Source organism: Bacillus sp. MYb78 (assembly GCF_002975115.1).
In the GTDB taxonomy this organism is placed as follows: domain Bacteria; phylum Bacillota; class Bacilli; order Bacillales; family Bacillaceae_G; genus Bacillus_A; species Bacillus_A cereus.
Genome location: NZ_PCOB01000003.1, coordinates 268,907 through 291,728, shown reverse-complemented (window position 1 = coordinate 291,728; position 22,822 = coordinate 268,907). Strand labels below are relative to the sequence as shown.

Here is a 22,822-nt window from a genome sequence, read left to right as displayed (position 1 = left end):
GCTTATGTACGACTTAAATAACAAGCTTATGACGTTTTACAAAAAACATGTTGTGTTACAAGGTAAAGAAAAAAATCGATTATTTAAGCTTAGAACATCGAATCTTGATAGATTAAAAGATGGATTAAAAGAATACAACGAGGAAAAGAAAACAAATTATTCAATTGTAGATACCGTTGTTCAGGGAAGCGTAGCTATGTCTACAGTTGTGCAAAATGAAAGTAAAGATTACGATATTGATGTTGCTATCATTTTTGATAAGGACAACTTACCTGAAGGAACAACCGCAACAAAGAATATGGTAGTAACCGCACTGAAAAAGAAATGTAAACAATTTAAAGAACCACCTACAGCAAAAACAAACTGTGTACGAATTGTTTATGAAGAGGGCTATCACATTGATTTTGCTATTTATCGAAGATATAAAGACGAATATGGTGAATATAAATACGAACATTGCGGAAGCGAATGGCGGCCAAGAGACCCAAGAAGTATTACCAAGTGGTTTAATAATGAAAATAAAAAGAAGAATTATAACCTTCGTATTGTAGCAAGACTGTTGAAAATGTTTTGTAAATCCAGACCTAAATGGGAAATGCCTGGTGGTTTAGTTCAATCCGTACTTCTCAACGAATGTTTTCAAGCTGAAACACGCATAGATGAAATGTTTTATCATACATTAGTTGCAGTAAGAGATAGATTGACCATAGATAAAGAGGTAAATAACCCCACTGATGAAGAGCAAAGCCTTAAATTAATTCAAAAAGATGATGTTCGGTTGGACAGATTAGAAAGAAGATTAACAACTTATTTAGGAAAGTTGGAAGTTTTGTTTGAGGAAGGTTGTACACCCGAACAAGCAATTAAAGCATGGCAAGAGTTCTTTAATCATGAATATTGGGAAAAACAATTAGAACAAGAAAAAGAAACAAATTCGGCTGTAAGCAAATCTTATGCTTCTACAGAGAGTAGACTATACAACGAGTCTGAGGAATTTATTGAATATATGTTCCCTGTAAATATTCAGTACCACTTATCTTTAGACTGTCGCATTACACAGGATGGTTTTCGACCTTATTTTTTAAATGATTGGTTAGAAAGAGGTCTGCATTTACCAATCAGCAAACAATTGGATTTTTATATAAAAGACAATTACGTTACAAAACCATATCATGTGTATTGGAAAGTTAAAAACCGTGGGGATGTAGCGAAAGAAAGAAACTGTGTAAGAGGACAAATTATTAAAACCAATTCAGAAACACTTAAAGAATGTACATCTTTTAACGGTGAACACTTTGTTGAATGTTATATAGTTAAACAAGGGGTTTGCGTAGCAAGAGCTAAAATTGATGTACCAATTCAGGTATAAGTCATATCAATTAAATATTCAAAGAGCAGTGAGTATTTAATCCACTGCTCTTTGAACTGTTCAAAAGTACAATTCATCTTCTTATAATTTATATATATACATTACTTATCTTTTAACAGAGTATTTATTTGTAATAACAAAATAAAAGAGAGCAAGTTTACACTCGCTCTCTTCATTAATAAGGTAATATTAACCGCTCATCATAGACTTTGTTTGATTCTTCCCCTACTTCTTTTATATAAATAACAGGAAGTTCTTTCTCTTTGCTCTCAAACATTGATTTATCATTAAGAATTGTAGTAATTCCATGGGCTTGAACTGTTACATTAAAATGCTCTTCTTCTTTATCATCATCACAAATTGGCATAAAAACACCAGTATCCCCAATCGGAATCTGAGTGCAGTCGCCTTCAATTTTCACTTTTTCTATTTGTCTATCTACTACTTGTCCTATCACATTTTCTTCTGTTCTAACTGTATGCTCACAACCGAACAAAAAAGATGAACAAGTTAATAATAGAATACATACTTTAACTGTTTTAAGTGGTTTTTGCAGTTTCATTTCTAACACTCCTATAATAAATTATTCTTTAAGAATTGAAGGTGTTGAGTAAATAACTCTTCACATGACATATCTTCTTTTATGCAAATAGATATCGTATCCATGTCTTGATATGAGATATGTATTCTTTTATCTAATTGAAACTTAGACAGTAAATACTCCTTCTCTTCCTCTGTATCAAAATAAAAACTCAAAGTCATCCCTGCATTTACAAATTCCTTTACATAACCTGCATCGACTATAAACGTAGAGCAAGGCATATAGCCGTTGAAATGGTCAGTGTATGCCTTAACATAATCTCCTCCATACTGTTCTTCTGCCATTCGATAAATAAATTCTGGCACAATATCTTTAGAAGACTCTTCCCAAGCAATCAGCTTTATTATATAAGAATCCTCTTTAGCTACCTGAAATCCTTTTAAAATCCAATGCTCATTTGTCACTTCAGCATCTCTTACTAAATCTTCTTGATATAAAACATCCGATGAAACAATATCTGAATCCTCGATACCTAATTTTTCTGTATCAATTTTAAATACTTTATAATATCCTCTTTGTTCAATGTTTAACTCCTCTAAATGTGCCCCTCCGCTTGGTATAGCTGAAAGACAATCATCAATCGTTCTACTCACACATATGCGGTTTGTCACATCGTCCTCTTTGTCTTGATGACGACAAGATGGAATTCTTGGTACAAACTCTCCTGAATGCTGTAAATCCATTGAAATGTGATAAAAAATAGACATAATAAAAACGCTCCCCTTTTTAAATAAATTCATAAAATACCTGATTTGTAATAACATAGTATTTTATGCCAGGAGCGTTTTTTTATTATATTTCGTATACAACATATAGTTTTTCTGTAAAAAATAAATAGGATAAACCATGTAGAAAATATTTTAAAATAACATACAAGTTTTTCACATAACAAATTGCTGTTCATAATAATGCGAACGTTTTTGTAATAACAAGAAGTCTAAAGTTATCTTCCTAACTTACGTTTAAAAGTTCTTCATAATTAACATTTGATATAAAATCCATTTCATCAATAAAAGCAATCTCATCGTAAATCATAACACTTACCTTCACTTCTCCCATAGATGTGTAAACACTGTAGTTTTCACAGGAACTGAAAAAACATCTCTTTAGTAAAGTGATTACATTAAGTTTAGTTTCTCTATTTATCACTGATATAGAGAATCCTTCTTTATCAAGCATAAGGAAACCAAGCTCATAACAAATACACTTTTCAGCTCTTTCCAAATCTTCGTACTTGATTTTATGGATTTTCAAAACCAAATGGAACGCAAAACTAATTAATAGAATACCCATGATAATTCCCAAAGATATTATTGGATTATCAAAAAACACCACAAGTGGAAACATAAGCCCGCCCATAATAGGAATGCAAAATCTCAATACATTATATCTATCCATATCGCTACTTCCTTTCAATTTGCTCTTTATAAATTTCATCAGACCAATATTCGGGTGGATAATGCGTTGCAAATAAAGGCTCTTCTTTTATCAATTCATAAAAAATAGACTGTTGAATCATATTTGGAACATCTACTGCATGTTCTTTTAAATCTTTTTCTAAAATTTCTGTCAAACACTTAATGAAATATTCGATATGCACATTCATCTATATCTCACTTCCTTGTCAATCCATTTATATTTGACCATTGATATGGTTATCATTATAAATATTTCATTTACTATTGTCAATGAAATAAAAATAAAATAAATTATAGTCAAAATAAAAAAAGAATGCATGATGCTACATTCTTTTCTTTACACAATTCAAGCTATTACTTTGGAAAAATCTATGTCTGACAGCTTTTCTTCCTTTATATCAACAATTAAATCAAATGGTCCTCTCACAGCAATAAAAGAATAGGCTCCTTTTGTTGTATATACTTGGTACTCATCTGATGTTAAACGGTCAATAATTACCTGTTTCCCTTCTGGTGCAAACTCAGGAGCAGGAAAATTTCTATAAATCATCTTTCTTAATCGCTCATCCTCATTTAGTTCTTCTCTTTTTAACTTCATATTGACAACATCATATACAATAAAAACAACAAACAAAAATGAGCCAATTAAGATATTGAAATTATCGAAAGATGGAAATCTATAAATTGAAAAGATAAAAATTCCTAATAGTAGATACTTCACCTTTATCAGTCCCTTCATAACATAGTTTTCTTAATAAAATCAAAATACTTCTTTGAAGAAATCTACGTCTGATAATTTTTCCTTTTTCATATTCAGTATTGCATCTTCTTCCCCTCGCTCAATAACAATGGAGTAATCTCCTTTTTTTGTATAAACTCGATACTCATCTTTTTTAACAAATTCAATAATGACCTTTTTTCCTTCAGGAGCATATTTAGGAGCAGAAAAGACTATATGAAGTGATTCCCTCAATCCGATATCTTTGTTCTTATCATCTATCTTTTCAATAAATGTTTTTAAATCATACAAAATAAAATATACAAAAACTGCAACACCGATTAAAACACCAAGCTCATCAACGTATGGGTATATATATATTCCAAAAACAAAAATTAAACCTACCAATAGATACTTAGCCTTGCTCATCCTTTTTTCACCCCTTTATTATTTTGCTTCCATCACGAAATTTCTTTGAAATAATCTACATCTGATACTTTCTTATACTCATAGCCAATTCCTTGTGCCGAAGAATGTATAGTGAGTACATACTCCCCTTTTTTTGTAAAAATTCGATATGTATTTTCTAACGATTTTTCGAATAGGACTGTTTTTCCTTCAGGAGCATATATAGGAGAATAAAACTTTTCATAAATACGAGCTTTCACTACTCTATCAGCTATGATGGACTCTCCTTTTAGCTTTTTTTTATAAATATATATAACCCCTAATAATGAAATAAAAAGAACACCACCAGAAAAGATATTCATGTTCAAAATAGAGCCAATTATAGCAAACAAAAAACCTATTACACTACAAATAAATTCTTTTCTATACATGTTATTTACACCTCACATTTCCATTAATCAGACACTCTTTATAATGCATCTTTGAAATTTGTATCAGATACCATTTTGGCATCAGTAAGTTTTGTATTACCATCATACATGTCCATTTTGAAAATAAATTCTCCATGCTCACAAAACACACGATATGATTCTGCTTTCTTTGTCATATATTCATAAAATCCCTTTAACTTAGAAGTCGATTTATTTTCTAAACATTCTACGACTATTGATTCTTGTTCTACCCCAAAGCATTTTGAAACATATTCTTTAACTGTTACAATTCTTTTCTCTGCCTCTACTTTTCTATTCTTTATATACTTCATATATACAGGGACTAAATAAAAGAGAGGGCGAATAACAACCGCAAAAAATGTGATACCCCCCAATATTCCTAATAAGACATATTTTGAATTTTCCACATGAGATGTTATATTCATCATTATTCCCCTCCACATTTTTCTACTGCTGAACACACTCTTTATGCTTAATAATAATTTCTTTTGGTGTTACCTCAACTAAAATGGTGAATTCCCCATTTGCGGTTAAGACATTGCATGTTGAAAGGTAAGATTGTTCTTTTCCAATTAATACATGTATAAAAGGAACCTTTTGGTCACACTTTACAATGCAATCATCATTTTTTAACTTCATGACACTTTTTAATTTCCTATGAATTCTCTTAAAATTAACCTCTTTCATATCAATTAATTTAAATAAAGAGATGAAATTGTAAATAAGTACAGCATATATGGTCAAAATAACAGAACCTGCTATATTATGATTCATAACAAACTTTGTTAATAAAACAAAATAAGGAACTACTACTACTGCGATTTGAATTTTATTCGTTTTCATTTGAATTCCCTTTCTTATTTATCTTTAAAAAGTCGTTTTTTTACTGGTTCGTTATACTTAAAAATTAACAATCCGATAATGATAAACAGTGTGATTTTAGGGAATAACCAATTGAATAGAATTGCTCCACCACCGATACAAGAAGCTGAAATTACATTTTGCATAGAACCTACTTTTTTAATTACATCTTTAAACATTTAAAATCTCTCCTTTTATTTATTATCAATTCTTATATAAACCCAAAAATATTTATTGGATATGTATTTATTTCGTAAATTCTTTTCTATAATTCATATGAGAAAGACGCTTAACATTTTTTACTCGGATTCCTTCTTTATATACCTTTACAGTACATAAAAGTTCTCCATCTGGAACAAACACCTTTAAATCTATATGATAGGTGGCAAAGCATCTCTTCAAAAAATCCTTCTTTGTTACTCCCTTTTCCTCTTCTACTAAAATAAAACTATTATTCTGGCCATTAAAATATTCTTCATTAAGATACTGACTTAATAAGCGTTTAACTCTGTCAAAATCATATTTTGTAATACGGTCATATTCTTTCCTGATAAAACACATCGAAATACCTACTCCGATAAAAACAATCCCTGTAATTCCATACATAACTACAGTTAGATTATTCATAACAAGATTCGTAACCCATAAAACACCCCATACTATGATGTTGAAAACGATTAATCCTATTCCCAAAAAAATTGTATATTTCATTAAAACTACTTCTGGGTCATCTTTATGAAACATTTCTACATCTCCTTCCTTCTTCATATCTTTTTATTAATATAAAAAAATATTTATTTTTAACATACCCATTTATTTATATACATATAGCTCTCTACCATAGCTAACATGTGATACCCGTTTAGAGTTTATTATTTCTACATCTTGTTCATTAACCTTCACTTCATATAGAAACTCTCCACTTGGAGCAAATACAGGAATCTTTACCTTATATGTAGAAAAACATCTTTTTAAGATTTCTTTTCTTGTTAGATTTTTCTCCTTATCAATTAAAATAAAACTGTCTTGCATTCCTAAGTAGTAGTGCTCTTTTACATGCTGTGTAACTTGTTCCTTGATTCGAACAAAATCTTTCCTTTTAATGCGGTTATATTCTCTTCTCAAGAAGGTTATAGAGATACATACAACCACAAATACAAGAACACCTATTAGTGTATTGACGAATTTTATAAAGTTCTCGGAACTCAGCTCTGGCTTAAGAAATGGAAGCAAGAACGCTATTAAAGGCAGAAGTGCATACAGGAATAAATTTGAATTAGAGTGTTCTTCCGACTCCTTATCACACATTTTAAGCCCTCCCTTAAACTATTAAACTTTAAATATTTTTGGATTTATATAGGAATTGATAAAGTATCTATTCCTATATTTTTGATTTCTTATAAAATTCTTTTGCAAAATTCACGTTTGAAACTTGCGTTATGTTTTTGAACCATACCTCATCTTTATTTACCTTTGTTTGATAAACCAATTCTCCATGATGAGCAAAAACATGAATCGACAATTCGTATGTACGAAAACATCTTTTCAAAATTTCTCTTTTTGAAACTTCTTTTTCTTCAACTAAACAAAAAGTATTTTCTACATAGCAACTACGAATATGTTTTTTTATTTCTTCTTTTATTCGATTAAAATCATTTGTTTTAATTCGGTTATATTCTTTCTTGTAAAGACAATACACATTTCCTGCAACTAAGCTAACAAAAGCAGAAACCCCTGTTATAAAGTAAAATATATTTGAATTATAGAAATTAACAAACATATGTACAAAAGAGATAATTAGAAACGCTATAATCGTAATAACTACTGGTGCAAACATTATACAAACTAATAAATCGTTAGATTCATCATCAAACATCCAAATCACTTCCTTACATACTCTATTTACTTATTCACATACAGCTCTTTCTTTAAATCTAACATTGAAATTTCTCTTACTTCATCAATATCAACTTTGTTTTCACTCACTGTAACAGAACATAAAAGCTCTCCACTTGGAATAAACGTTGTTAAAGTTAGTTGATACGATTTAAAGCATCTTTTTAAAATAGTTATTTTTGATACATATTTCTCTTCTTCCATTAATACAAAAAAACTATTAATCTGGGACATTGTTGAATACTTTGTTCTGAGAAATCTCGTCAAAGTAGCTTTTACTCTATCCATATCCCTTTGTTTTATTCGGTTGTATTCTTTTTTGTAAATAAAATATATCGTGCCTAAAATAATGCTAAGAAGAGCTGTAATCACAATATAGAAAGCGAAAGCATTTGTGGCATAGAAGACTTTACACAGTCCAACAAGCACGATAAATAATATAATAATAAATGGATTCTCTACTACCTCTGCATCAAACATTGCCTTCTCACCCATTTCCTGCATATATTAACTCGCATAAAGTTCTTTATTTAAATTCATTTTTGATACTCGTTTTACTTTCATAACATCAACGTCATATTCACTCACGTTTACAGTGCATAAGAGTTCTCCATCGGGAACAAAAACAGTGAATTTTGTTTGATAAGATGTAAAACATCTTTTATTGATATCCTTTTTTGTTAATCCTTTTTCTTCTTCCACTAATACAAAACTCTTTTTGAGGTACCTTGTTAGAGTTTTTTTTACTCTATCAAAATCTTTGTTTTTAATACGGTTGTATTCTATTTTGTAAATATAAAGCGAGATTCCTATAATACACATGACAACACCAATAAACCCCAAAATAAATGCAGTAAAATGGTTTGTATATAGTTTTGTCAACGAAGGTCTTAGCAAGAATAATATGAACCCTAAAGGCGGAATTATCATCGTGAATAGTATAGATGAAGTATTGTTATCAGACATATCCTCAACTCCTTTACATAACCTTCTTCCTACTTTAAGGAATAAATTCTAAAAAATTCTAAAAACAAATAAATATTACAATTTTTAAATCCCTTTCAACGCTTTATCAAAATCCAAATCAGAAATTTGGTCGAGGTTCTTCAGTTCACCTAATCCATCTTTTAATACATTCACAGTACAGGTATACTCTCCAAACATTGTAAAGAATCGGATGTCTTCTTCGTAAAAACCTTTTAAGCATCTATCTTTGAAAGAGCTTTTATTCAATGCTCCGTTTCGATGAATGATAATGTTCATTGCTCTAACTGTCTCTAAGAATTTCTCTTCCACTTCTTTAGGGTGCTGATTTTCGTAAAGTTTATAATAGGAGTCATTTATTAATTTTGTAAAACTCTCTCTCACGCATTCTTCAATGACTACCATATTTTTTGTTTTAGATTTTTTATAATTAAGAAAGAAATGAATCATAGTAATGAAGCATATATATATCAATAAAATAATAAAATATCGTTGAAAATTCTCTTCCACTATAGCCATAATCGACATAATTGTCAGACCCATCATGAACAAACTTTCATAATTCTTTTTATCCATATAGACACCTCTCTAAAAATTCATTCATATAAAAATGAAGAGAATATGTAAAAACATATTTTGTTGAAACATCCATCAATAAAACGCATAACCATTATGTTTACACCTCTCTTCATTTTGTTTAGTAGTTTAATTCTTTCATATAATCGACATTTGAAATAGAAATCAAATCTATACCTACCCATTCACCATTATCTCTATGTATATTGACTTCAAATTCTCCCTTTGATGTAAAAACATATAGTTTTCTCCATCCTAAGAAAGATTTTCTCGTTCGTTCAACATCAAATAATATCTCTTTCTGTGAAATTGACAGGTTATGAGCTATTACTTCTTTTAACTCTGTAAGCTCTTCTTTTCGTATGTAATGACTAAATACGACAATGCCAATCAATAGCATGATTAAGAAAATAATTCCAATTATAGGAGATAAACGAGAAATAGCTATAATCAACCCAACTATGAGCCCAAAGACCATTAAAATTTCTGCTATCATTATTGTTTCGACTCCTTCATGAAATCAACATCAGATACTTGCTCTAACTCAATATCTTTCTTATCTACATCTTTAATCTTTACAATGAATTCTCCTCTGGAAGTAAAAATTCGAAAGTCTTCGTATTTCCATGAAGATTCACCTTTTTCTCCGAAATCATAAATTACTTCATCTTTTGTAATTCTAAGCTTCTGAGGTATTTCAGATTGCAAATCAGTAAGAAACTTTTTTCTATTATCTTTAGAATCAGAGTGAACCGTCCAAACACCAATTATTATAATCGTGAATGTAATAACAGCCATAATAATGGGGAAACAGTAGAATAATGCTCCTAAAATTGCTAAGACACCAAAACAACCTATAATTCCTTCTTCATCCATTACCTATCCCTCCTATCTCATATGTTTAATTCATCTATGAAATTAACATCCGATACTTGGCTTAATTCAATCCAATAGAAGTTGTTATACTCAATTCCTAACTCCAGAATAAATTCTCCTTTTGAAGTAAACACGCTATAGTTTCCAGGTCTCAAATAAGTAGCGTTCTTTTTGTTTAAATCAAAGAGAATTTCGCCCGTTGATATGTCTAATCTATTAGATATGGATTCTTTCACATCACTAACTTCCATATAAGAATCTGTAATCGTACACCATATAGAAAATAGCAGACAAATTCCCAAAGCTACTACTATCGTTATAATCGGGAATAAGCAAAACAATAGAGAAAACATCGGTATTCCAATGAAAAAAATTACAAGTATCATATTTTCATTTGGCACTAAAATCTCTCCTTAAAAAACCTCCCTCCTACTATATAAGAGAGAGGTTTTTCTTTAAATTATGCTTCTTTTGTTAGTGCAACTTCTTTAGACTCTTCACTTGCCATTTGAGCTTTTAAAGTTTCTAATTCAGTTTGAATTTCTTCACTTACTTCATTTGCTTTAATTTCTTCAAATTCACGTTCTACATCTGATTTTGTAATAATAGAGTGAACATCTTCTTTTGCAGAAATTAAAGATTCTTTCTCGTCAATTTTTCTCTCGATTTTACCAATTTCAGTTAGAGTGTTTCCTCCATCTAAATCATGGCGAATCTCTTGAGCTGTTTTTTGAGCTTGTGCTCTGTTATTCTTAGCAATAAGTAATTGTTTTTTCGTTTCGGCTTTTTTCATTACTTTTGTCAAACGTTTTAATTCATCTTTTAATGACTCTTCTTGTCTCTCGGCCGTTTCTAAACTCAATTTGATTTCTTGAAGAATTTCCTCTTCATCTTTCTTTTGCTCTAAGAAATCAGTGGCAAGTTTATCATTCCCTGCTTTAATAGATGCTTTCGCTTTTGCAACTAAGTCTTCACATTTTTTCAATTGAGCTTCATAGTCCTTTGAAACCATTGCTCGTGAGGAAATAGCTTTCGCAGTTTCAATTTGTACTTTTTCATACTTTGTTTTGCTTTCTGCAATTAATTGCTCTAACATCACTTCAGGGTCTTCTGCTTTTGTAAGCCATTTATTGAAATACCCCTTGCAAACATTTTTAAAGCGAGTTACTAAACCCATTTCAATCACACTCCTAAATATGTATTTTTCCTTGCTATGGTTACATTATAGATTATTTTATTTACTATTGTCAATGAAATATAAATATTTTAGACTTTAGTCAAAATAAAAAAGAATGTATTATGCTACATTCTTTTCTTTACATAGTTGATATTTTATATTTTCAATCATGACAAAATCTCCTTGCCAAACCTCATCTAACGTTACAAGACCTGTTTCTAAAACCAAACTATCTTCATACGGAACATCTGGAACTACTATTTCCTCATATGAATCTATTGCAATACAAAAAACATTTTTAGGCTGTATAGATTCATTTACAATCCAATGTTCACTCGTATACATCGCATCAGGAACAAAACCCTTTTGATATAGTGTCGAAGGAGCAATTAAATTCTCTTGATTCACTAAATCATTTGTATCAAACTCATAAACCGTAATCACTTTATTATCATGTAAACTTAATGATTCTCCACCCCAAGGGACCGCAGATAAACACCCTTCAATAGTCGTCGAGACACAAAAACGGGCACTGGTACTATCTTCTTCTGCCAATCGCATTTCGTCCTTTGGAACTCTTGGAGCAAATACATTCGTTTTCTTATTATCTAAAGAAACATGATACACCTTCATTTATACACACTCCCTATCTAACTTTATTTCACGCAATAAAATACCTAATTTATAAATAACTACCTATTATAGATGGTTGTGTGCCTTTTTATATCTCTAAAAAAGTACAAATTTCTTTTGGTGTAAGCCATTTTTTATGCATATAAAATTATGAAACTCTTATCTCCTGCATATAATATGAGGATAATTTATAAAACAGGTATTTAACTAATTTATTTAACAGGGAGAGAATTATAATGACAAACACAACAACAATTATTGAACAAGGTACAGAAACTAAGAAGGAAGTTCGTGTTATCAAATGTACATCTGATATGAAAGTTGACTTTGTTTGCTTCGATGCAACAAAAGATGAAATGTCAGTTGCACAATTTATGGAGCGTCAAACAGTTTTCTTATTTAATGACCCAATCCAACGTAATGCTGTTTGGACTGTTGAAAAGAAATCTTTACTAATTGTTTCAATCTTAGAAGAAGTTTCAATTGGTGAAATTAAGACGCAAACAATTCGTAAAAGCAAGAAAAAATTCAGAAATGTATTAGATGGAAAACAAAGATTGACAACAATCCGTGACTATGTTCGAAATCGTTACGCTCTTAAAGATTCATTTGTACAGTGTTTTGATAGTGAAGGTGAAGAAGTGAAGATGGACGTTAGTGGCATGTTCTTTAAAGATTTACCAGAACAATATCAAAACCGTATCATGGCTTTAATTCTGGATATTAAGAGTTACGAGGATTTAGATGATTCTAAAAAGGCTGACCTATTTAAAAGATGGAACAATGGTCAAGCATTAAAACCATCACAAATCCGTAAAGCTATGATGTCTTATGAATTACTTCATGCTATTGCGGAAATGAAGGAGTTAGAATTTACACAAGCGGGATTTAGTGCGAGTGGTCTTAAAAATGATAATCATTCAGATATGTTATTAAAAGCATTATGTGTTTTAAAAACCAAAAATAACACTGCTTTAGATAGCAAAACAATTGATGGGTTCCTTAATCAAGATGCCTTCAAAACAGAAGACATTCATGAATTAAAAGAACTTACAAACTATCTAAATGAATCATTCAAATTTATGGATGAAAAGCATGTTAAAAAATCATTTGGTGCTTCAAAATCTATAACATTAATCTTCGTTGCAAAACAAGCAATGCAAGATAATTGTTCACATGAAGATTTCGCTAAATGGATTCATGCAGTATTCGTAAAAGATTACAATCACATTGGATACGCAACAACTTCTGGTACTACTAAGTTAGAATCAGTAAAACGCAAAAACGTAATTGGCTTAGAACATTACACAAAATTCTTTGCTAAGTAATATGCATTAAAGGGACATTCAATAGAATGTCTCTTTTTTATTTCCATTATATTTATCTACCAGTTTCTAAACGTAAGCATAAAAAAAGCAGATACCAGTAGATTGGCATCTGCATTCAAAAAGATAAGATATAGGGTATCTCGTCTTCTTTAGTATACCTTATTATGTATATAAAAGCATTATTTTACATATAAAAAGGAGCCATAATAGCTCCTTTTTACTAACTTGCTTTTTTAGTTAACTGCACAGTTTCAGCAATTGTAGCAATCGTTCCTAAGTTATTCATCATATCTGTTGGAACAATTAATTTGTTTGCAGGACCATATCCCATTTCTTTAACTGCTTCAATTTGCTTCCATTTCAATACAGTGTCACTATTTCCTGTATTTGAAATAGCAGTATTAATTTTTTCAATTTTTTTCGCTTCTGCTTCTGCAACAATTTCGATTGATTTAGCCTGTGCTTCTGCGTTCAGTAAAGTCGCTTCTTTTTTACCTTCTGCTAAACGAATACTCTCTTCTTTCTCTGCTTCTGCATTTAAAATACGAGCTAATTTATTACCCTCTGCTTCTGTGATTTGACTTTCTTTATGACCTTTAGCTCGCAAGATTGAAGCTTCTTTTTCTCCTTCAGCTTTTAAAATACCTTCTCTTCGCAAGCGCTCTGCTTGCATTTGAAGTTCCATAGCCTCTTGAATTTTTGCAGGAGGAATGATGTTGTTAATTTCAACAGATAAAATTTTAACTCCATAACTATCTGTAATCTTATCCACTGTATTTAGCAAATCGCCATTTAGTTTATCACGATTCTTAGAAACATCATCTAAATCCATATCCCCTACAATGTTACGAACGTTTGCAATGGTGGAATACACGATTCCATCTCTATAATTCTCAATGTTATACACGGCCGCTTTAGCATCCATAATTTTAAAGAAAACCACATTATCCATATGTATTGATACATTATCCTTAGTAATAACCTTCTGGGGTTCAATATCAATAATTTGTTGTTTCGTTGAAACCTTTGCACGAACAAAATCAATAAATGGAATAATAAAATACCACCCTGGTTCTAATTGACGATGGAACTTACCGAACCTCTCTACAATATAAACTTGACCAGTTGTAACAACTTTAATTGAAGAAATTACAATACCAAGTACAATCAATCCAATAATGCCAGTAATAATCATTCCCATGACTATTCAAACTCCTTCCATTACGCCATTTTCCTTAGCGTTTTCCTTTTTTTATACTCATTAAAATTAATGAGATTTGAAGGACGAGTAGCTTGAATCATATTCAATTGTCTTTTTTGTTTCCTATCATATCGAAAGTTCAAAACTGTTCGTACAATAAAACTTCCTAAAACGAAAATTAATGCAACCATTGCTGATGTAGATATTGTTCCACCAAGAATAATACACATGTCTTTAGAAAACTCAACAATAGACTGAAACAAGTCTCATTCTCCTTTCTTCTTGATAAGTAATTTATTGCCTTTATATCCAAGAACAATAAATTTCTCACCTTTTTTTATAGGGCTTCCTTGGTTAATAACAAACCAATATGTATCACCAAGAGAAACTTGATGCTCACTCTTCTCTTCCATTGCAACTGGTGATGTAAAAGTCTTTCCTTCTAATGAATTAGAAGACAATTCATCCCCTTTATCTTTTGCAAAAATGCGTCCTCGCAATGGATACATAACACCTAAGATAAGAGTTCCAACAAAAAGAAATACTGTAACTTGGACAGTAACCGAAAAATCTCCTGATAGAAAATAAGAAACAAGTGCCCCTATCCCATATCCGAAAATAAGCAGTGTACCAGAACACAATTCAATCACAATAAAAGTGAGACATACAAGTGCCCATACAATTTGCATGGTAATCAATCCACCACCCCCTTTCGTTGACTATAGTTAATATATTACACTATTTTATAAACTATAGTCAATTAAAAAATTTTTAAAAAAGTAGTTATTAATTAATTGACAGAATATTAAAACCCTCCGAAACATAAACCTATATACAAACAATAAAAAACACTTACTTAAAGAACGTTAATAATAATTAAACACATTTAAACGGTTATTGACATTTGTATAGTAAATAAAAAATATATGTATTTAAAATGGAGTAGTTTAATCGCAATACTTTTCATTAATGCACTTAATTCGTTCAGCCTCCATGTTCACATTTTGTATTTTATTTTGACTATAGTTGATGTATAATAATGATAGATTTCCGTTAACTATAGTCGATAAAATAAACGAGAGGATGATTCGATTGTCAAATCATACAGTTTTAGAAAAGAAGGTTTTAAATTATGCTTCATTAGGAGCAAATAGTAATAAGTTTTATATTCTCGAATTACGAGAATTAGCAGATGGAACATATATTGTCCACTCTGAATATGGTCGTGTAGGAAAAGCACCTCAAACCACATCAAAAAACTGTGAGGCACTTCCAGTGGCAAAATCCAAGTTTAAAACAACATTAAATCAAAAAATCCGAAAAGGTTATAAAGAAGTAGAATTAGATGTAAGTGGAAATTCTCAGAGTACAGTAGAGGTATCAAAAGATACGAAAAAAGAAGACTTGGACAAGGTAAAAGATAAAGTATTGCGTTTTATTGGAACACTTTATAAGTCTTCTACAAGTTACTTAGTAAAATCTATTCAAACACCTTTAGGTGCATTAAGTGGAAACCAAGTTGCAAAAGGACATGCAATTTTAGATAAGATTGAAGCATTGTTAAACTCTCCTAATAAAACAACTAAAGAGTTTGAAATTCTATCCGATGAATTCTACTCGATTATCCCCTTTGTATTTGGAGCAAGAGTTGATTACTCAAACATGATAATTAATTCATTCCAACGATTAAATGACCGTAAAGACTTATTAGGTGTTATTGAATCCGTTGTAAAAGTACAAAATAGTTTAGAAAAAACATTAGATGATAAATACAAGGCTCTCGGTGTGAGTTTAAAAGCTTTATCAAAACGAACAAAAGAATATAAACGAATTGTAGAAAAAGTCATGTCTACAAAAGGACATAACCATCACTTTGATTTCGAGGTGCAAGAGGTGTATGAAGTGGAAGATATGGCAGGATACAATTCTTTCAACCCTTACAACGTTTCAACAATGGAGTTATTCCATGGTTCTCGTAATGAAAACGTCTTAAGCATTCTTCAGAGTGGATTAAAGGTAAAGCCATCGTCTGCCGTTCACACAGGTTCGATGTTTGGTGGGGGTATCTATACTGCGGATTGTTCAACGAAGAGTGCTAACTATTGTTGGGGATTTGGAAGTCGTTCAGACAATGACTCACACTACTTATTCCTTTGTGATGTAGCGACTGGTAAAATTAAAGAATATGATTCTGCTCAGTCCCACTTACGTTCTGCTCCTTGGGGATACAATTCTGTAAAAGGTGTGAAAGGTAGACACTTATTACATAATGAATACATTGTTTACAAAGAAAGTCAGGTAAAGATTAGATATATTATTGAATTTAAGGCTAAACGATAAGAGAGAGTTTTTACTCTCTTTTTTTATTTATCAAACTATATATATAAATAAAAAAGACCTCTTTAAAAGTGGTCTTTTACAGTTCAATGAGGATATCCTCATTGATTATTTTTATACTATTCTCATGGTTGTATTGAAAAATAGAAATCAAGAAACGAGATAGTATAGAGAATCCAGACTTGTTGCATATGACATAGTATTAGACTCTCAATCGTATACATTATTTTTGTACAAGCATTTGGGACGACAAATACGTTGTACCTATTAAAATTTGAGTTTTTTGTGCTTACCGATGTAGAACATTCATCTTATTTGTTTTTTATTATCATGTTCTTAAGCACAAATTTATAATAACATTTTCGTTAACTATAGTCAATAAAAAGAAGAGAGTTAAAAACTCTCTTCTATCGGACACTTACTCGCTTTACCGTCTGGCATACGACCTGTTGATTTCTATACACTTTACAAGTGACAGTATGTTTACCTCTGTATTTTGTTTCATGAGTACTTTCTTTTCCGTTTGTGTCATAACTTCTGTTATTCACACTCTCATCACCCGTATTGTTTACAAACCACTTAATGTCCGTGTAGTCTGTAAAGCTCGGTTCAGCAATAAAGGTAACTGGTTTTCCTTTTGGAAGCTTACCTTTAAATGCATTTAGTGGAATACGTTGACCAGATACTAACTCGGTAAATACTTGTACGGTAACTGTTTCCTTTTGAGTGCCTATTGCAGAAGTCATTTCCGCAAACATATCAATTGTTTTTTGGATACGTTCTTCGTTTTTAGGTAGTTGTTCAGCCCAATAAGAATGACTAAAGAAGTCATTCCATGCTTCGATTGCCTTTTCTTTCGTACAATCATCTTCAAACAGTACACTCAGCTTATTGATATAGCTTGTTAACCTACTGTGCAGATTCTTAACTTTTTGTTTGTCTTTCACTGTGTACAATAAAGTTAAATCCGCATTAGTAGGATTATACACTTCTTGGTCTTGTCCTAATCTATCTCGTATATTGCAGATAGTATTATAGAATGTTACATCCAATCTTGCATCTGAAGATACTGACTCAGATGCTAATACGGACTGAATTAATCCTCCAGGCATAGACCATCCATCTCTTGATTTACAGAACATTTTCAGCAATCTCACAACACTTCTTAAATCGTTATTAGAAGCTGTATTTTCTGTATTAAACCAATTTGTAATTGCCCATGGGTCTCGACTTCTCCATTCACTACCACAATGTTCATATTCATACTCACCATCATCATTTAAGAATCTACGATAAATAGCAAAATCAATATGATAACCAGACGCATATTCAATTCTAATACAATTTGTTTTTGCTTCTGGTTCAGTACGAAAACCTGAACATTTTCGCTTTAATGCGTCTACCATGATATTTTTTACTCGTGTTGTAGAATCAGGGATGCTTGATTTGTCAAATATAATAGCTACATCAATATCATATTCGTTTTCATCGTTTTGGGTAACTGTATGCATCGCTACACTACCTTGAATCACATTATCCACTAATTTGTAATTTGTATCATGTTCATCGTTGTATTCTTTTAATCCATCTTTTAATCTGTCAATATTGGTGTTTTTTTTCTTACCCAATTCTGACTGTTTTTCCCCTTGCAAAACAACATGATTATTGTAAAACGTATTGAATTTTGAACTCAAATTATACATATCCATCCTCCTTTCTATTTTACGGAGCCGTAATAAATGTTCCCTTGTTGTTTTTATTTACAATAAGTCCCCACCTATAAGTTGGGTTTTCATACTGATAGGAAATAATTTCAGGCATACTTGTGTCATCTAACAATCTTCCTAATTCAAAAGGTACACAACTTTGAGAAGATATTAATAGATGAATCCTTTGAATAGCATGATTTGATGTCTTTATATCTCTTATCGTATCGTAAACTTTCTTGACGTAACTATCTAATTGGTCTTTTCCGCTAACTAAGTTTTCATTAGGTGCGTCTACCTTTAGTTCTACTACTGGGATATTTCCAAACTGAGACGTATCTTGCGTTGAAATATCAAAAGTAATACTCACTTTTAATACAGCTTCTGTTACTTGCATATTCGCTAACGCTTGTAAATTTGTTTGCAAATTCAGTTTTTCGTAGTTTTTCTTGCTCTTATCTAACTTGTAATACTGCTGTGTAAACTTATTTCGTTCATAGAAATGATTGATTTCATGACCATCTAATATTTTACCTGCATATAAAATAAGCGGAATAGGAGCAATTCCCGTATAACCTCTTTTAACCTTTCTACTTTCATTTTTGAAAGCTTCGAGTTTAGGAACCAACTCTTCAGTAATTTCAGGGATTACGTCTTGCTCTGTTGCATTTCTTTGTGCTTTCTTGAATCGCTGAATGAATTCAATCTCTCTTTCTTTAAAATCAAATTCGTTTAAGCCTAAGGATTTTTGATTGTTTTCAATTCGATGGTCAGCATAACCATTAATATTTAGTATATATATGCGGTTTTTCAACTTATATATAAACCAAATACCAAGAGCAACAAAGGCAATCCCTGTAACTAACTGGATGTAGTTTACATCAGTAGCATCAGTTAATGTCTTTGCTTGCGTTTTATCATTTGTGACTTTGATAATTGCAATAACAATTGAATGAATCTTGTCTACAAGCGTACCAAAAGAACCTGTAATCAAACCAAGACCAAATGATATAAACGTATGACCCCCAAAAGTCTCTACACCTTTTGTTCGGTTAAAAGCGTATAGAATTATCATGATGATTGTAGTTACAACTAAAATAATTCCAAATGTTACAATATTCATGGTTTATTGACCTCCTTTCTTTTAAAATGTAAATATCCTTATGTAATAATGTAATTATTACGTTGTTCTATAATATCAGAAGTTTGCTCTTTTTCCAAAGCAAACGCTTATTGTTTTACACATTATTTTTTTGAAGTAAAACTCTATAAAACTATGCAACTTACACACTTAATAAATGGTAAAATATAGGTATTAAGAAGGGATGTGTTTTTGATGGAGAGTTTTTTAAATAAAGTAGCAAACTACGATATAAAGTTGGAAGCTAAATCATTAAATTATGAGGGATTACGGAATCATGCTATAACATGGCTTGAAAAGACCTTGCCTGACGCAGAGATGGGCAGTACACCTAATTATAGTGATTGTCCACTGATTACTTTTGAGTTGCGTAGCGAACCTACCAGTGATATCTATTCGCACCAGGTAGAATTAGATGTGTACTACAAGATAGACTATACAAAAAAGATACAAATTGATGCAAGAAATGATATCTACTACCGCATCCGTAGTGATATTTCAGGGTATGGGATAGAAGTCGCTTATGTATCAATAAACAATATTAGAAATGCTGAAGAACGAGCAGTAAATATTCTTGAAAACTTTTTGGACTACATGGTAAAACATCATATCCCTTCGTTACAATTAGACTAATCACTTTTTAAAGTAGATTTATATAAGTTAAAAGTCCCTATTTTAGGGACTTTTTTGTTATTATCTCCCATCTTATAATCTAAAATATGAAGATAAGTTATAAAACAGGTTCTTTCAAAAGATGAATATAAAAGGAGATGTTTATGTTATGAGTATCGTTGTAACAACAAAATCACATTTAAAAAAGGTTCATGAAATTTCAAAAAAATATCCTGCTTTTAGTAGTTTTGTTCCAGAACAAAGACGAGTATTAGATAATATCCAGAAATACTCTCCTAATGCACATGGGAATGATGTGGCCATTGATTCTGCTGATATGAAATACTTCGAGGTAGAAGCACCAATTGATGCTTTGAACAGATTAATGAAGCTGTACGGTAAAGAAGAAATGATGCCATTAATGAGGAAAATGATGTACTTATAATCAAAAAGGTGGTTTTTAATATGAAAAAGATGGTCTTAATTGATATAAATGCTTCTGAAATAGCAAAGCATAATAGATACATTCAATTAACGAAAACAGGCGTTACAACTACAAATAACAAAGAAAAAGCAACTTCATTTACAGAAGATAAGGCAGTTATATTTACTTCTTATAACAAAATTTTAAAATCAGAAACACGTTAAGAAAAAAGCATGTTAGTAATTATAACTAACATGCTTTTTCTGTTACATATGTAATCCTGTCTGTATCGCATCTTGTATTAGGATTTTATTATCTCTCACATAATGAAAAACTTGTTCTTCTTCTACTTGAGATAAGCTATCAAAGGTTTGCTCTCCTTCGCTATCAATCCCTAACCCTTTACTTCTCTCTGCAATTAAATCCCCTTCTAAATCCACTGTAACTGTAGTAAATGGACTTGAATAGGCTTTCTTGCTTATATACTTGTCACTCCATTCCACACTTATCATAACATGTGCAAATCCGTCTTCTTCAAATACACTTACAAATGCAATTCCCATAATTTCCCCCATTTAACTATAGTCGTTTGACTACCTCATTTCTATATTTCTCTTATTATACAAAGTTATCATTGGAATTATTTCTCCCTTCTGAATTGCATATAATACATGAATTTATATAAAACAGGTCTTCAAAAGAAGAGATAAAAAAAGGAGAGATTTTTTATGATGAACGAATTTTTAGGACAAGTAGCAAAACATAATGTAGGTTTGAAAGTAGAATGTTTTACAGTATCGGAAATGCGACTTAATGCATTCTCTTTTGCAGGACGTAATTGTAACAAACCTTGCCCAAACTTCGGTGATTATATTTTATTCCATAGTGAATTAGGTTCCAAACAAGGTTTTGAAGAAGGTGCATCTGTTCAAATGGACGTTTTCCATGAATATGTAGAAGCTAATAAACTTTCAATTTCTTATCGTGTATTTATTGAAGAAAATGGAGAAATCACATTTGATGAATGTATTTCATTTGAACAAAAAAACGCTGAACAAATTGCTTTAAATGTGTTTTTAAAAGCTCTTGATATTGCGTTAAAACAAGAAGAAATTGAAGAAAAGTTAGCAATGAAAGAAGTTTTAGGAAAATTAACTGATTTAGGAGTAAAACTGGATATTAAAAATACTGATTTTAATCGTCTAAATGATATTGCAACTACATTTATATCTGAAGATGCTTTATCTCCAGAAGACACACCAACATATGGGGGATGTGTACTAATGTCGGTTCAATTAGATAAAGAACACGGTTTTAGGAATCCTGCTCATGTCTATTTAGATGTTTATTATGAAGTGTTAACAGATGGAAAACAGCTAATTGTAGCCCCTGCTTACAGAGTATTTTCGACAGTAGACAGTGTGGTTATCCATGAAGACATCCAATACATTCCTTTCAACACAGAAAACAATGAACACCATGTTTTAACTGCTTTCATGCAAGTATTAAACAAAATGATTCAAAAAGGAAAAGAAAATAAAGAAAGAATGGCTAAATTCTTATTACATACAGTTGTATTAAGAACAAATACTGGTCTTACTTTTTATGAAGCAAATGATTTAAGTGAAGTTGCTGATGAGTGTGAAATTGCAGACATTCTTCGTATTTATGCAAAAGGAACCAATATTTCTCATGATGCATTAGCACAAATGCCAGATGACTTAAGAGGACGATGGTTTGTCTCTCATATTCACGATAATAGTGAACATCATGGATATGAATTTACAACTGCAAAAGAAGTGAAAGATATGCTACCTGAATTATTAAAGAACGCACATACATGTGATGGTGATGTTCATGAAGGTTATGTATTAGTATATCCTCCTCACGCAGTTCTTGTAAGCTTATAATCATTATGAATGAAAAATAAAAGGAGATGTTTTAATGTTAGAAGCGCTTTTAAACTGGAACAGAATTATGTTTTCTCCCAAAGTCTTACTAAACCATTCGAAATACAAGAATGACCATGAAAAAATTCTTGAAGATGGTTGGCGATTTGATTATCAAATTGGTAAATACTATAAATGGATTGAAATAAAATAAA

At 30.9% G+C, this 22,822-nt stretch carries 35 protein-coding genes; 8 read left to right on the top strand and 27 right to left on the bottom strand.

Features of this window, described 5'->3' with window-relative positions:
* Nucleotides 1-4: 4 nt before the first annotated feature.
* Entirely contained in the window at nucleotides 5-1,369 is a 1,365-nt protein-coding gene (locus tag CQ064_RS09085; RefSeq protein ID WP_000272156.1) for a nucleotide-binding domain-containing protein, read from the top strand.
* A 175-nt stretch (nucleotides 1,370-1,544) separates the two neighbouring features.
* On the opposite strand, the gene CQ064_RS09080 is transcribed toward CQ064_RS09085, so the two are convergent.
* From CQ064_RS09080 to CQ064_RS08980, 21 genes are all read right to left on the bottom strand, one after another.
* Nucleotides 1,545-1,931, bottom strand: coding sequence for a hypothetical protein (locus CQ064_RS09080; protein ID WP_000775916.1), 387 nt, complete (start codon nucleotides 1,929-1,931; stop codon nucleotides 1,545-1,547).
* A gap of 11 nt (nucleotides 1,932-1,942) precedes the next feature.
* Nucleotides 1,943-2,677, bottom strand: a complete 735-nt coding sequence (locus CQ064_RS09075; RefSeq protein ID WP_000021916.1) for a hypothetical protein — start codon at nucleotides 2,675-2,677, stop codon at nucleotides 1,943-1,945.
* 244 nt (nucleotides 2,678-2,921) lie between these two features.
* A complete protein-coding gene (locus CQ064_RS09070) occupies nucleotides 2,922-3,368 on the bottom strand; it encodes a hypothetical protein (RefSeq protein WP_000376444.1) in 447 nt (148 codons plus the stop codon).
* 4 nt (nucleotides 3,369-3,372) lie between these two features.
* Entirely contained in the window at nucleotides 3,373-3,576 is a 204-nt protein-coding gene (locus CQ064_RS09065; protein ID WP_001100595.1) for a hypothetical protein, read from the bottom strand.
* 158 nt (nucleotides 3,577-3,734) lie between these two features.
* Nucleotides 3,735-4,109, bottom strand: coding sequence for a hypothetical protein (locus CQ064_RS09060; RefSeq protein ID WP_000876326.1), 375 nt, complete (start codon nucleotides 4,107-4,109; stop codon nucleotides 3,735-3,737).
* 39 nt (nucleotides 4,110-4,148) lie between these two features.
* Nucleotides 4,149-4,535, bottom strand: a complete 387-nt coding sequence (locus tag CQ064_RS09055; protein ID WP_000030329.1) for a hypothetical protein — start codon at nucleotides 4,533-4,535, stop codon at nucleotides 4,149-4,151.
* Nucleotides 4,536-4,567: 32 nt separating this feature from the next.
* The gene (locus tag CQ064_RS09050) at nucleotides 4,568-4,945 is read right to left on the bottom strand and encodes a hypothetical protein (protein WP_000285933.1); all 378 of its coding nucleotides are present in this window, start codon (nucleotides 4,943-4,945) and stop codon (nucleotides 4,568-4,570) included.
* A gap of 38 nt (nucleotides 4,946-4,983) precedes the next feature.
* Nucleotides 4,984-5,394 (bottom strand): hypothetical protein, encoded by a 411-nt coding sequence (locus CQ064_RS09045; protein WP_000981123.1) that lies wholly within the window; start codon nucleotides 5,392-5,394, stop codon nucleotides 4,984-4,986.
* A 19-nt stretch (nucleotides 5,395-5,413) separates the two neighbouring features.
* Nucleotides 5,414-5,809: a hypothetical protein gene (locus CQ064_RS09040; RefSeq protein ID WP_000856155.1), complete on the bottom strand. Its 396-nt coding sequence runs from the start codon at nucleotides 5,807-5,809 to the stop codon at nucleotides 5,414-5,416.
* 14 nt (nucleotides 5,810-5,823) lie between these two features.
* Nucleotides 5,824-6,006: a hypothetical protein gene (locus CQ064_RS09035; RefSeq protein WP_000471767.1), complete on the bottom strand. Its 183-nt coding sequence runs from the start codon at nucleotides 6,004-6,006 to the stop codon at nucleotides 5,824-5,826.
* Between the two features lie 67 nt (nucleotides 6,007-6,073).
* Nucleotides 6,074-6,571, bottom strand: coding sequence for a hypothetical protein (locus tag CQ064_RS09030; RefSeq protein ID WP_000468562.1), 498 nt, complete (start codon nucleotides 6,569-6,571; stop codon nucleotides 6,074-6,076).
* Nucleotides 6,572-6,640: 69 nt separating this feature from the next.
* A complete protein-coding gene (locus CQ064_RS09025) occupies nucleotides 6,641-7,135 on the bottom strand; it encodes a hypothetical protein (protein WP_000332861.1) in 495 nt (164 codons plus the stop codon).
* 73 nt (nucleotides 7,136-7,208) lie between these two features.
* Nucleotides 7,209-7,703, bottom strand: coding sequence for a hypothetical protein (locus tag CQ064_RS09020; RefSeq protein WP_000459047.1), 495 nt, complete (start codon nucleotides 7,701-7,703; stop codon nucleotides 7,209-7,211).
* Nucleotides 7,704-7,729: 26 nt separating this feature from the next.
* Nucleotides 7,730-8,203 carry a hypothetical protein gene (locus CQ064_RS09015; RefSeq protein WP_000458930.1) on the bottom strand — a complete coding sequence of 158 codons (474 nt, stop codon included), beginning with the start codon at nucleotides 8,201-8,203 and terminating at the stop codon, nucleotides 7,730-7,732.
* Nucleotides 8,204-8,230: 27 nt separating this feature from the next.
* Complete coding sequence (locus CQ064_RS09010) at nucleotides 8,231-8,689, bottom strand: hypothetical protein (protein WP_001282840.1); 459 nt, start codon at nucleotides 8,687-8,689, stop codon at nucleotides 8,231-8,233.
* Nucleotides 8,690-8,773: 84 nt separating this feature from the next.
* Nucleotides 8,774-9,283, bottom strand: coding sequence for a hypothetical protein (locus tag CQ064_RS09005; RefSeq protein ID WP_000358745.1), 510 nt, complete (start codon nucleotides 9,281-9,283; stop codon nucleotides 8,774-8,776).
* A 121-nt stretch (nucleotides 9,284-9,404) separates the two neighbouring features.
* Nucleotides 9,405-9,779, bottom strand: a complete 375-nt coding sequence (locus tag CQ064_RS09000) for a hypothetical protein (protein WP_000559862.1) — start codon at nucleotides 9,777-9,779, stop codon at nucleotides 9,405-9,407.
* Nucleotides 9,779-10,159, bottom strand: coding sequence for a hypothetical protein (locus tag CQ064_RS08995; protein WP_000343059.1), 381 nt, complete (start codon nucleotides 10,157-10,159; stop codon nucleotides 9,779-9,781). Before CQ064_RS08995 ends, CQ064_RS09000 begins: the two co-directional genes overlap by 1 nt.
* Before the next feature lie 17 nt (nucleotides 10,160-10,176).
* A complete protein-coding gene (locus CQ064_RS08990) occupies nucleotides 10,177-10,560 on the bottom strand; it encodes a hypothetical protein (protein WP_001132406.1) in 384 nt (127 codons plus the stop codon).
* Between the two features lie 59 nt (nucleotides 10,561-10,619).
* Entirely contained in the window at nucleotides 10,620-11,336 is a 717-nt protein-coding gene (locus CQ064_RS08985; protein ID WP_000524913.1) for a PspA/IM30 family protein, read from the bottom strand.
* Nucleotides 11,337-11,456: 120 nt separating this feature from the next.
* Complete coding sequence (locus CQ064_RS08980) at nucleotides 11,457-11,969, bottom strand: hypothetical protein (protein ID WP_000870140.1); 513 nt, start codon at nucleotides 11,967-11,969, stop codon at nucleotides 11,457-11,459.
* Between the two features lie 236 nt (nucleotides 11,970-12,205).
* Between CQ064_RS08980 and CQ064_RS08975 the strand changes: the two genes are divergently transcribed.
* Nucleotides 12,206-13,297, top strand: a complete 1,092-nt coding sequence (locus tag CQ064_RS08975) for a DUF262 domain-containing protein (RefSeq protein WP_000185907.1) — start codon at nucleotides 12,206-12,208, stop codon at nucleotides 13,295-13,297.
* 220 nt (nucleotides 13,298-13,517) lie between these two features.
* On the opposite strand, the gene CQ064_RS08970 is transcribed toward CQ064_RS08975, so the two are convergent.
* Genes CQ064_RS08970 through CQ064_RS08960 form a run of 3 tightly spaced genes read right to left on the bottom strand, consistent with a single transcriptional unit; the run spans nucleotide 13,518 to nucleotide 15,187 of the window.
* Nucleotides 13,518-14,498 carry an SPFH domain-containing protein gene (locus tag CQ064_RS08970; RefSeq protein WP_000525387.1) on the bottom strand — a complete coding sequence of 327 codons (981 nt, stop codon included), beginning with the start codon at nucleotides 14,496-14,498 and terminating at the stop codon, nucleotides 13,518-13,520.
* Between the two features lie 20 nt (nucleotides 14,499-14,518).
* The gene (locus CQ064_RS08965) at nucleotides 14,519-14,761 is read right to left on the bottom strand and encodes a hypothetical protein (RefSeq protein ID WP_000487820.1); all 243 of its coding nucleotides are present in this window, start codon (nucleotides 14,759-14,761) and stop codon (nucleotides 14,519-14,521) included.
* 3 nt (nucleotides 14,762-14,764) lie between these two features.
* The gene (locus tag CQ064_RS08960; RefSeq protein WP_003273075.1) at nucleotides 14,765-15,187 is read right to left on the bottom strand and encodes an NfeD family protein; all 423 of its coding nucleotides are present in this window, start codon (nucleotides 15,185-15,187) and stop codon (nucleotides 14,765-14,767) included.
* 394 nt (nucleotides 15,188-15,581) lie between these two features.
* On the opposite strand from CQ064_RS08960, the gene CQ064_RS08955 reads away from it, so the two are divergent.
* On the top strand, nucleotides 15,582-16,838 hold the full coding sequence (locus tag CQ064_RS08955) for a WGR domain-containing protein (protein WP_003273073.1): 1,257 nt from the start codon (nucleotides 15,582-15,584) through the stop codon (nucleotides 16,836-16,838).
* A gap of 404 nt (nucleotides 16,839-17,242) precedes the next feature.
* On the opposite strand, the gene CQ064_RS08950 is transcribed toward CQ064_RS08955, so the two are convergent.
* A complete protein-coding gene (locus tag CQ064_RS08950; RefSeq protein ID WP_000282552.1) occupies nucleotides 17,243-18,538 on the bottom strand; it encodes a nucleotidyltransferase in 1,296 nt (431 codons plus the stop codon).
* A 19-nt stretch (nucleotides 18,539-18,557) separates the two neighbouring features.
* Complete coding sequence (locus CQ064_RS08945) at nucleotides 18,558-19,664, bottom strand: SAVED domain-containing protein (protein ID WP_001028553.1); 1,107 nt, start codon at nucleotides 19,662-19,664, stop codon at nucleotides 18,558-18,560.
* 213 nt (nucleotides 19,665-19,877) lie between these two features.
* On the opposite strand from CQ064_RS08945, the gene CQ064_RS08940 reads away from it, so the two are divergent.
* The 3 genes from CQ064_RS08940 to CQ064_RS08930 all read left to right on the top strand — a co-directional run bounded on the left by CQ064_RS08940 (nucleotide 19,878) and on the right by CQ064_RS08930 (nucleotide 20,942).
* A complete protein-coding gene (locus tag CQ064_RS08940) occupies nucleotides 19,878-20,315 on the top strand; it encodes a hypothetical protein (protein WP_000443326.1) in 438 nt (145 codons plus the stop codon).
* A 148-nt stretch (nucleotides 20,316-20,463) separates the two neighbouring features.
* Nucleotides 20,464-20,739: a hypothetical protein gene (locus CQ064_RS08935; RefSeq protein ID WP_000029650.1), complete on the top strand. Its 276-nt coding sequence runs from the start codon at nucleotides 20,464-20,466 to the stop codon at nucleotides 20,737-20,739.
* Between the two features lie 20 nt (nucleotides 20,740-20,759).
* On the top strand, nucleotides 20,760-20,942 hold the full coding sequence (locus CQ064_RS08930) for a hypothetical protein (RefSeq protein ID WP_000738919.1): 183 nt from the start codon (nucleotides 20,760-20,762) through the stop codon (nucleotides 20,940-20,942).
* Nucleotides 20,943-20,984: 42 nt separating this feature from the next.
* On the opposite strand, the gene CQ064_RS08925 is transcribed toward CQ064_RS08930, so the two are convergent.
* Nucleotides 20,985-21,281 carry a hypothetical protein gene (locus CQ064_RS08925; protein WP_000510394.1) on the bottom strand — a complete coding sequence of 99 codons (297 nt, stop codon included), beginning with the start codon at nucleotides 21,279-21,281 and terminating at the stop codon, nucleotides 20,985-20,987.
* A gap of 165 nt (nucleotides 21,282-21,446) precedes the next feature.
* On the opposite strand from CQ064_RS08925, the gene CQ064_RS08920 reads away from it, so the two are divergent.
* Both CQ064_RS08920 and CQ064_RS33470 read left to right on the top strand, forming a co-directional pair.
* The gene (locus CQ064_RS08920; protein ID WP_000980777.1) at nucleotides 21,447-22,628 is read left to right on the top strand and encodes a hypothetical protein; all 1,182 of its coding nucleotides are present in this window, start codon (nucleotides 21,447-21,449) and stop codon (nucleotides 22,626-22,628) included.
* 34 nt (nucleotides 22,629-22,662) lie between these two features.
* Nucleotides 22,663-22,821, top strand: coding sequence for a hypothetical protein (locus CQ064_RS33470; RefSeq protein ID WP_000888349.1), 159 nt, complete (start codon nucleotides 22,663-22,665; stop codon nucleotides 22,819-22,821).
* The last annotated feature ends 1 nt before the right edge of the window (nucleotide 22,822 follow it).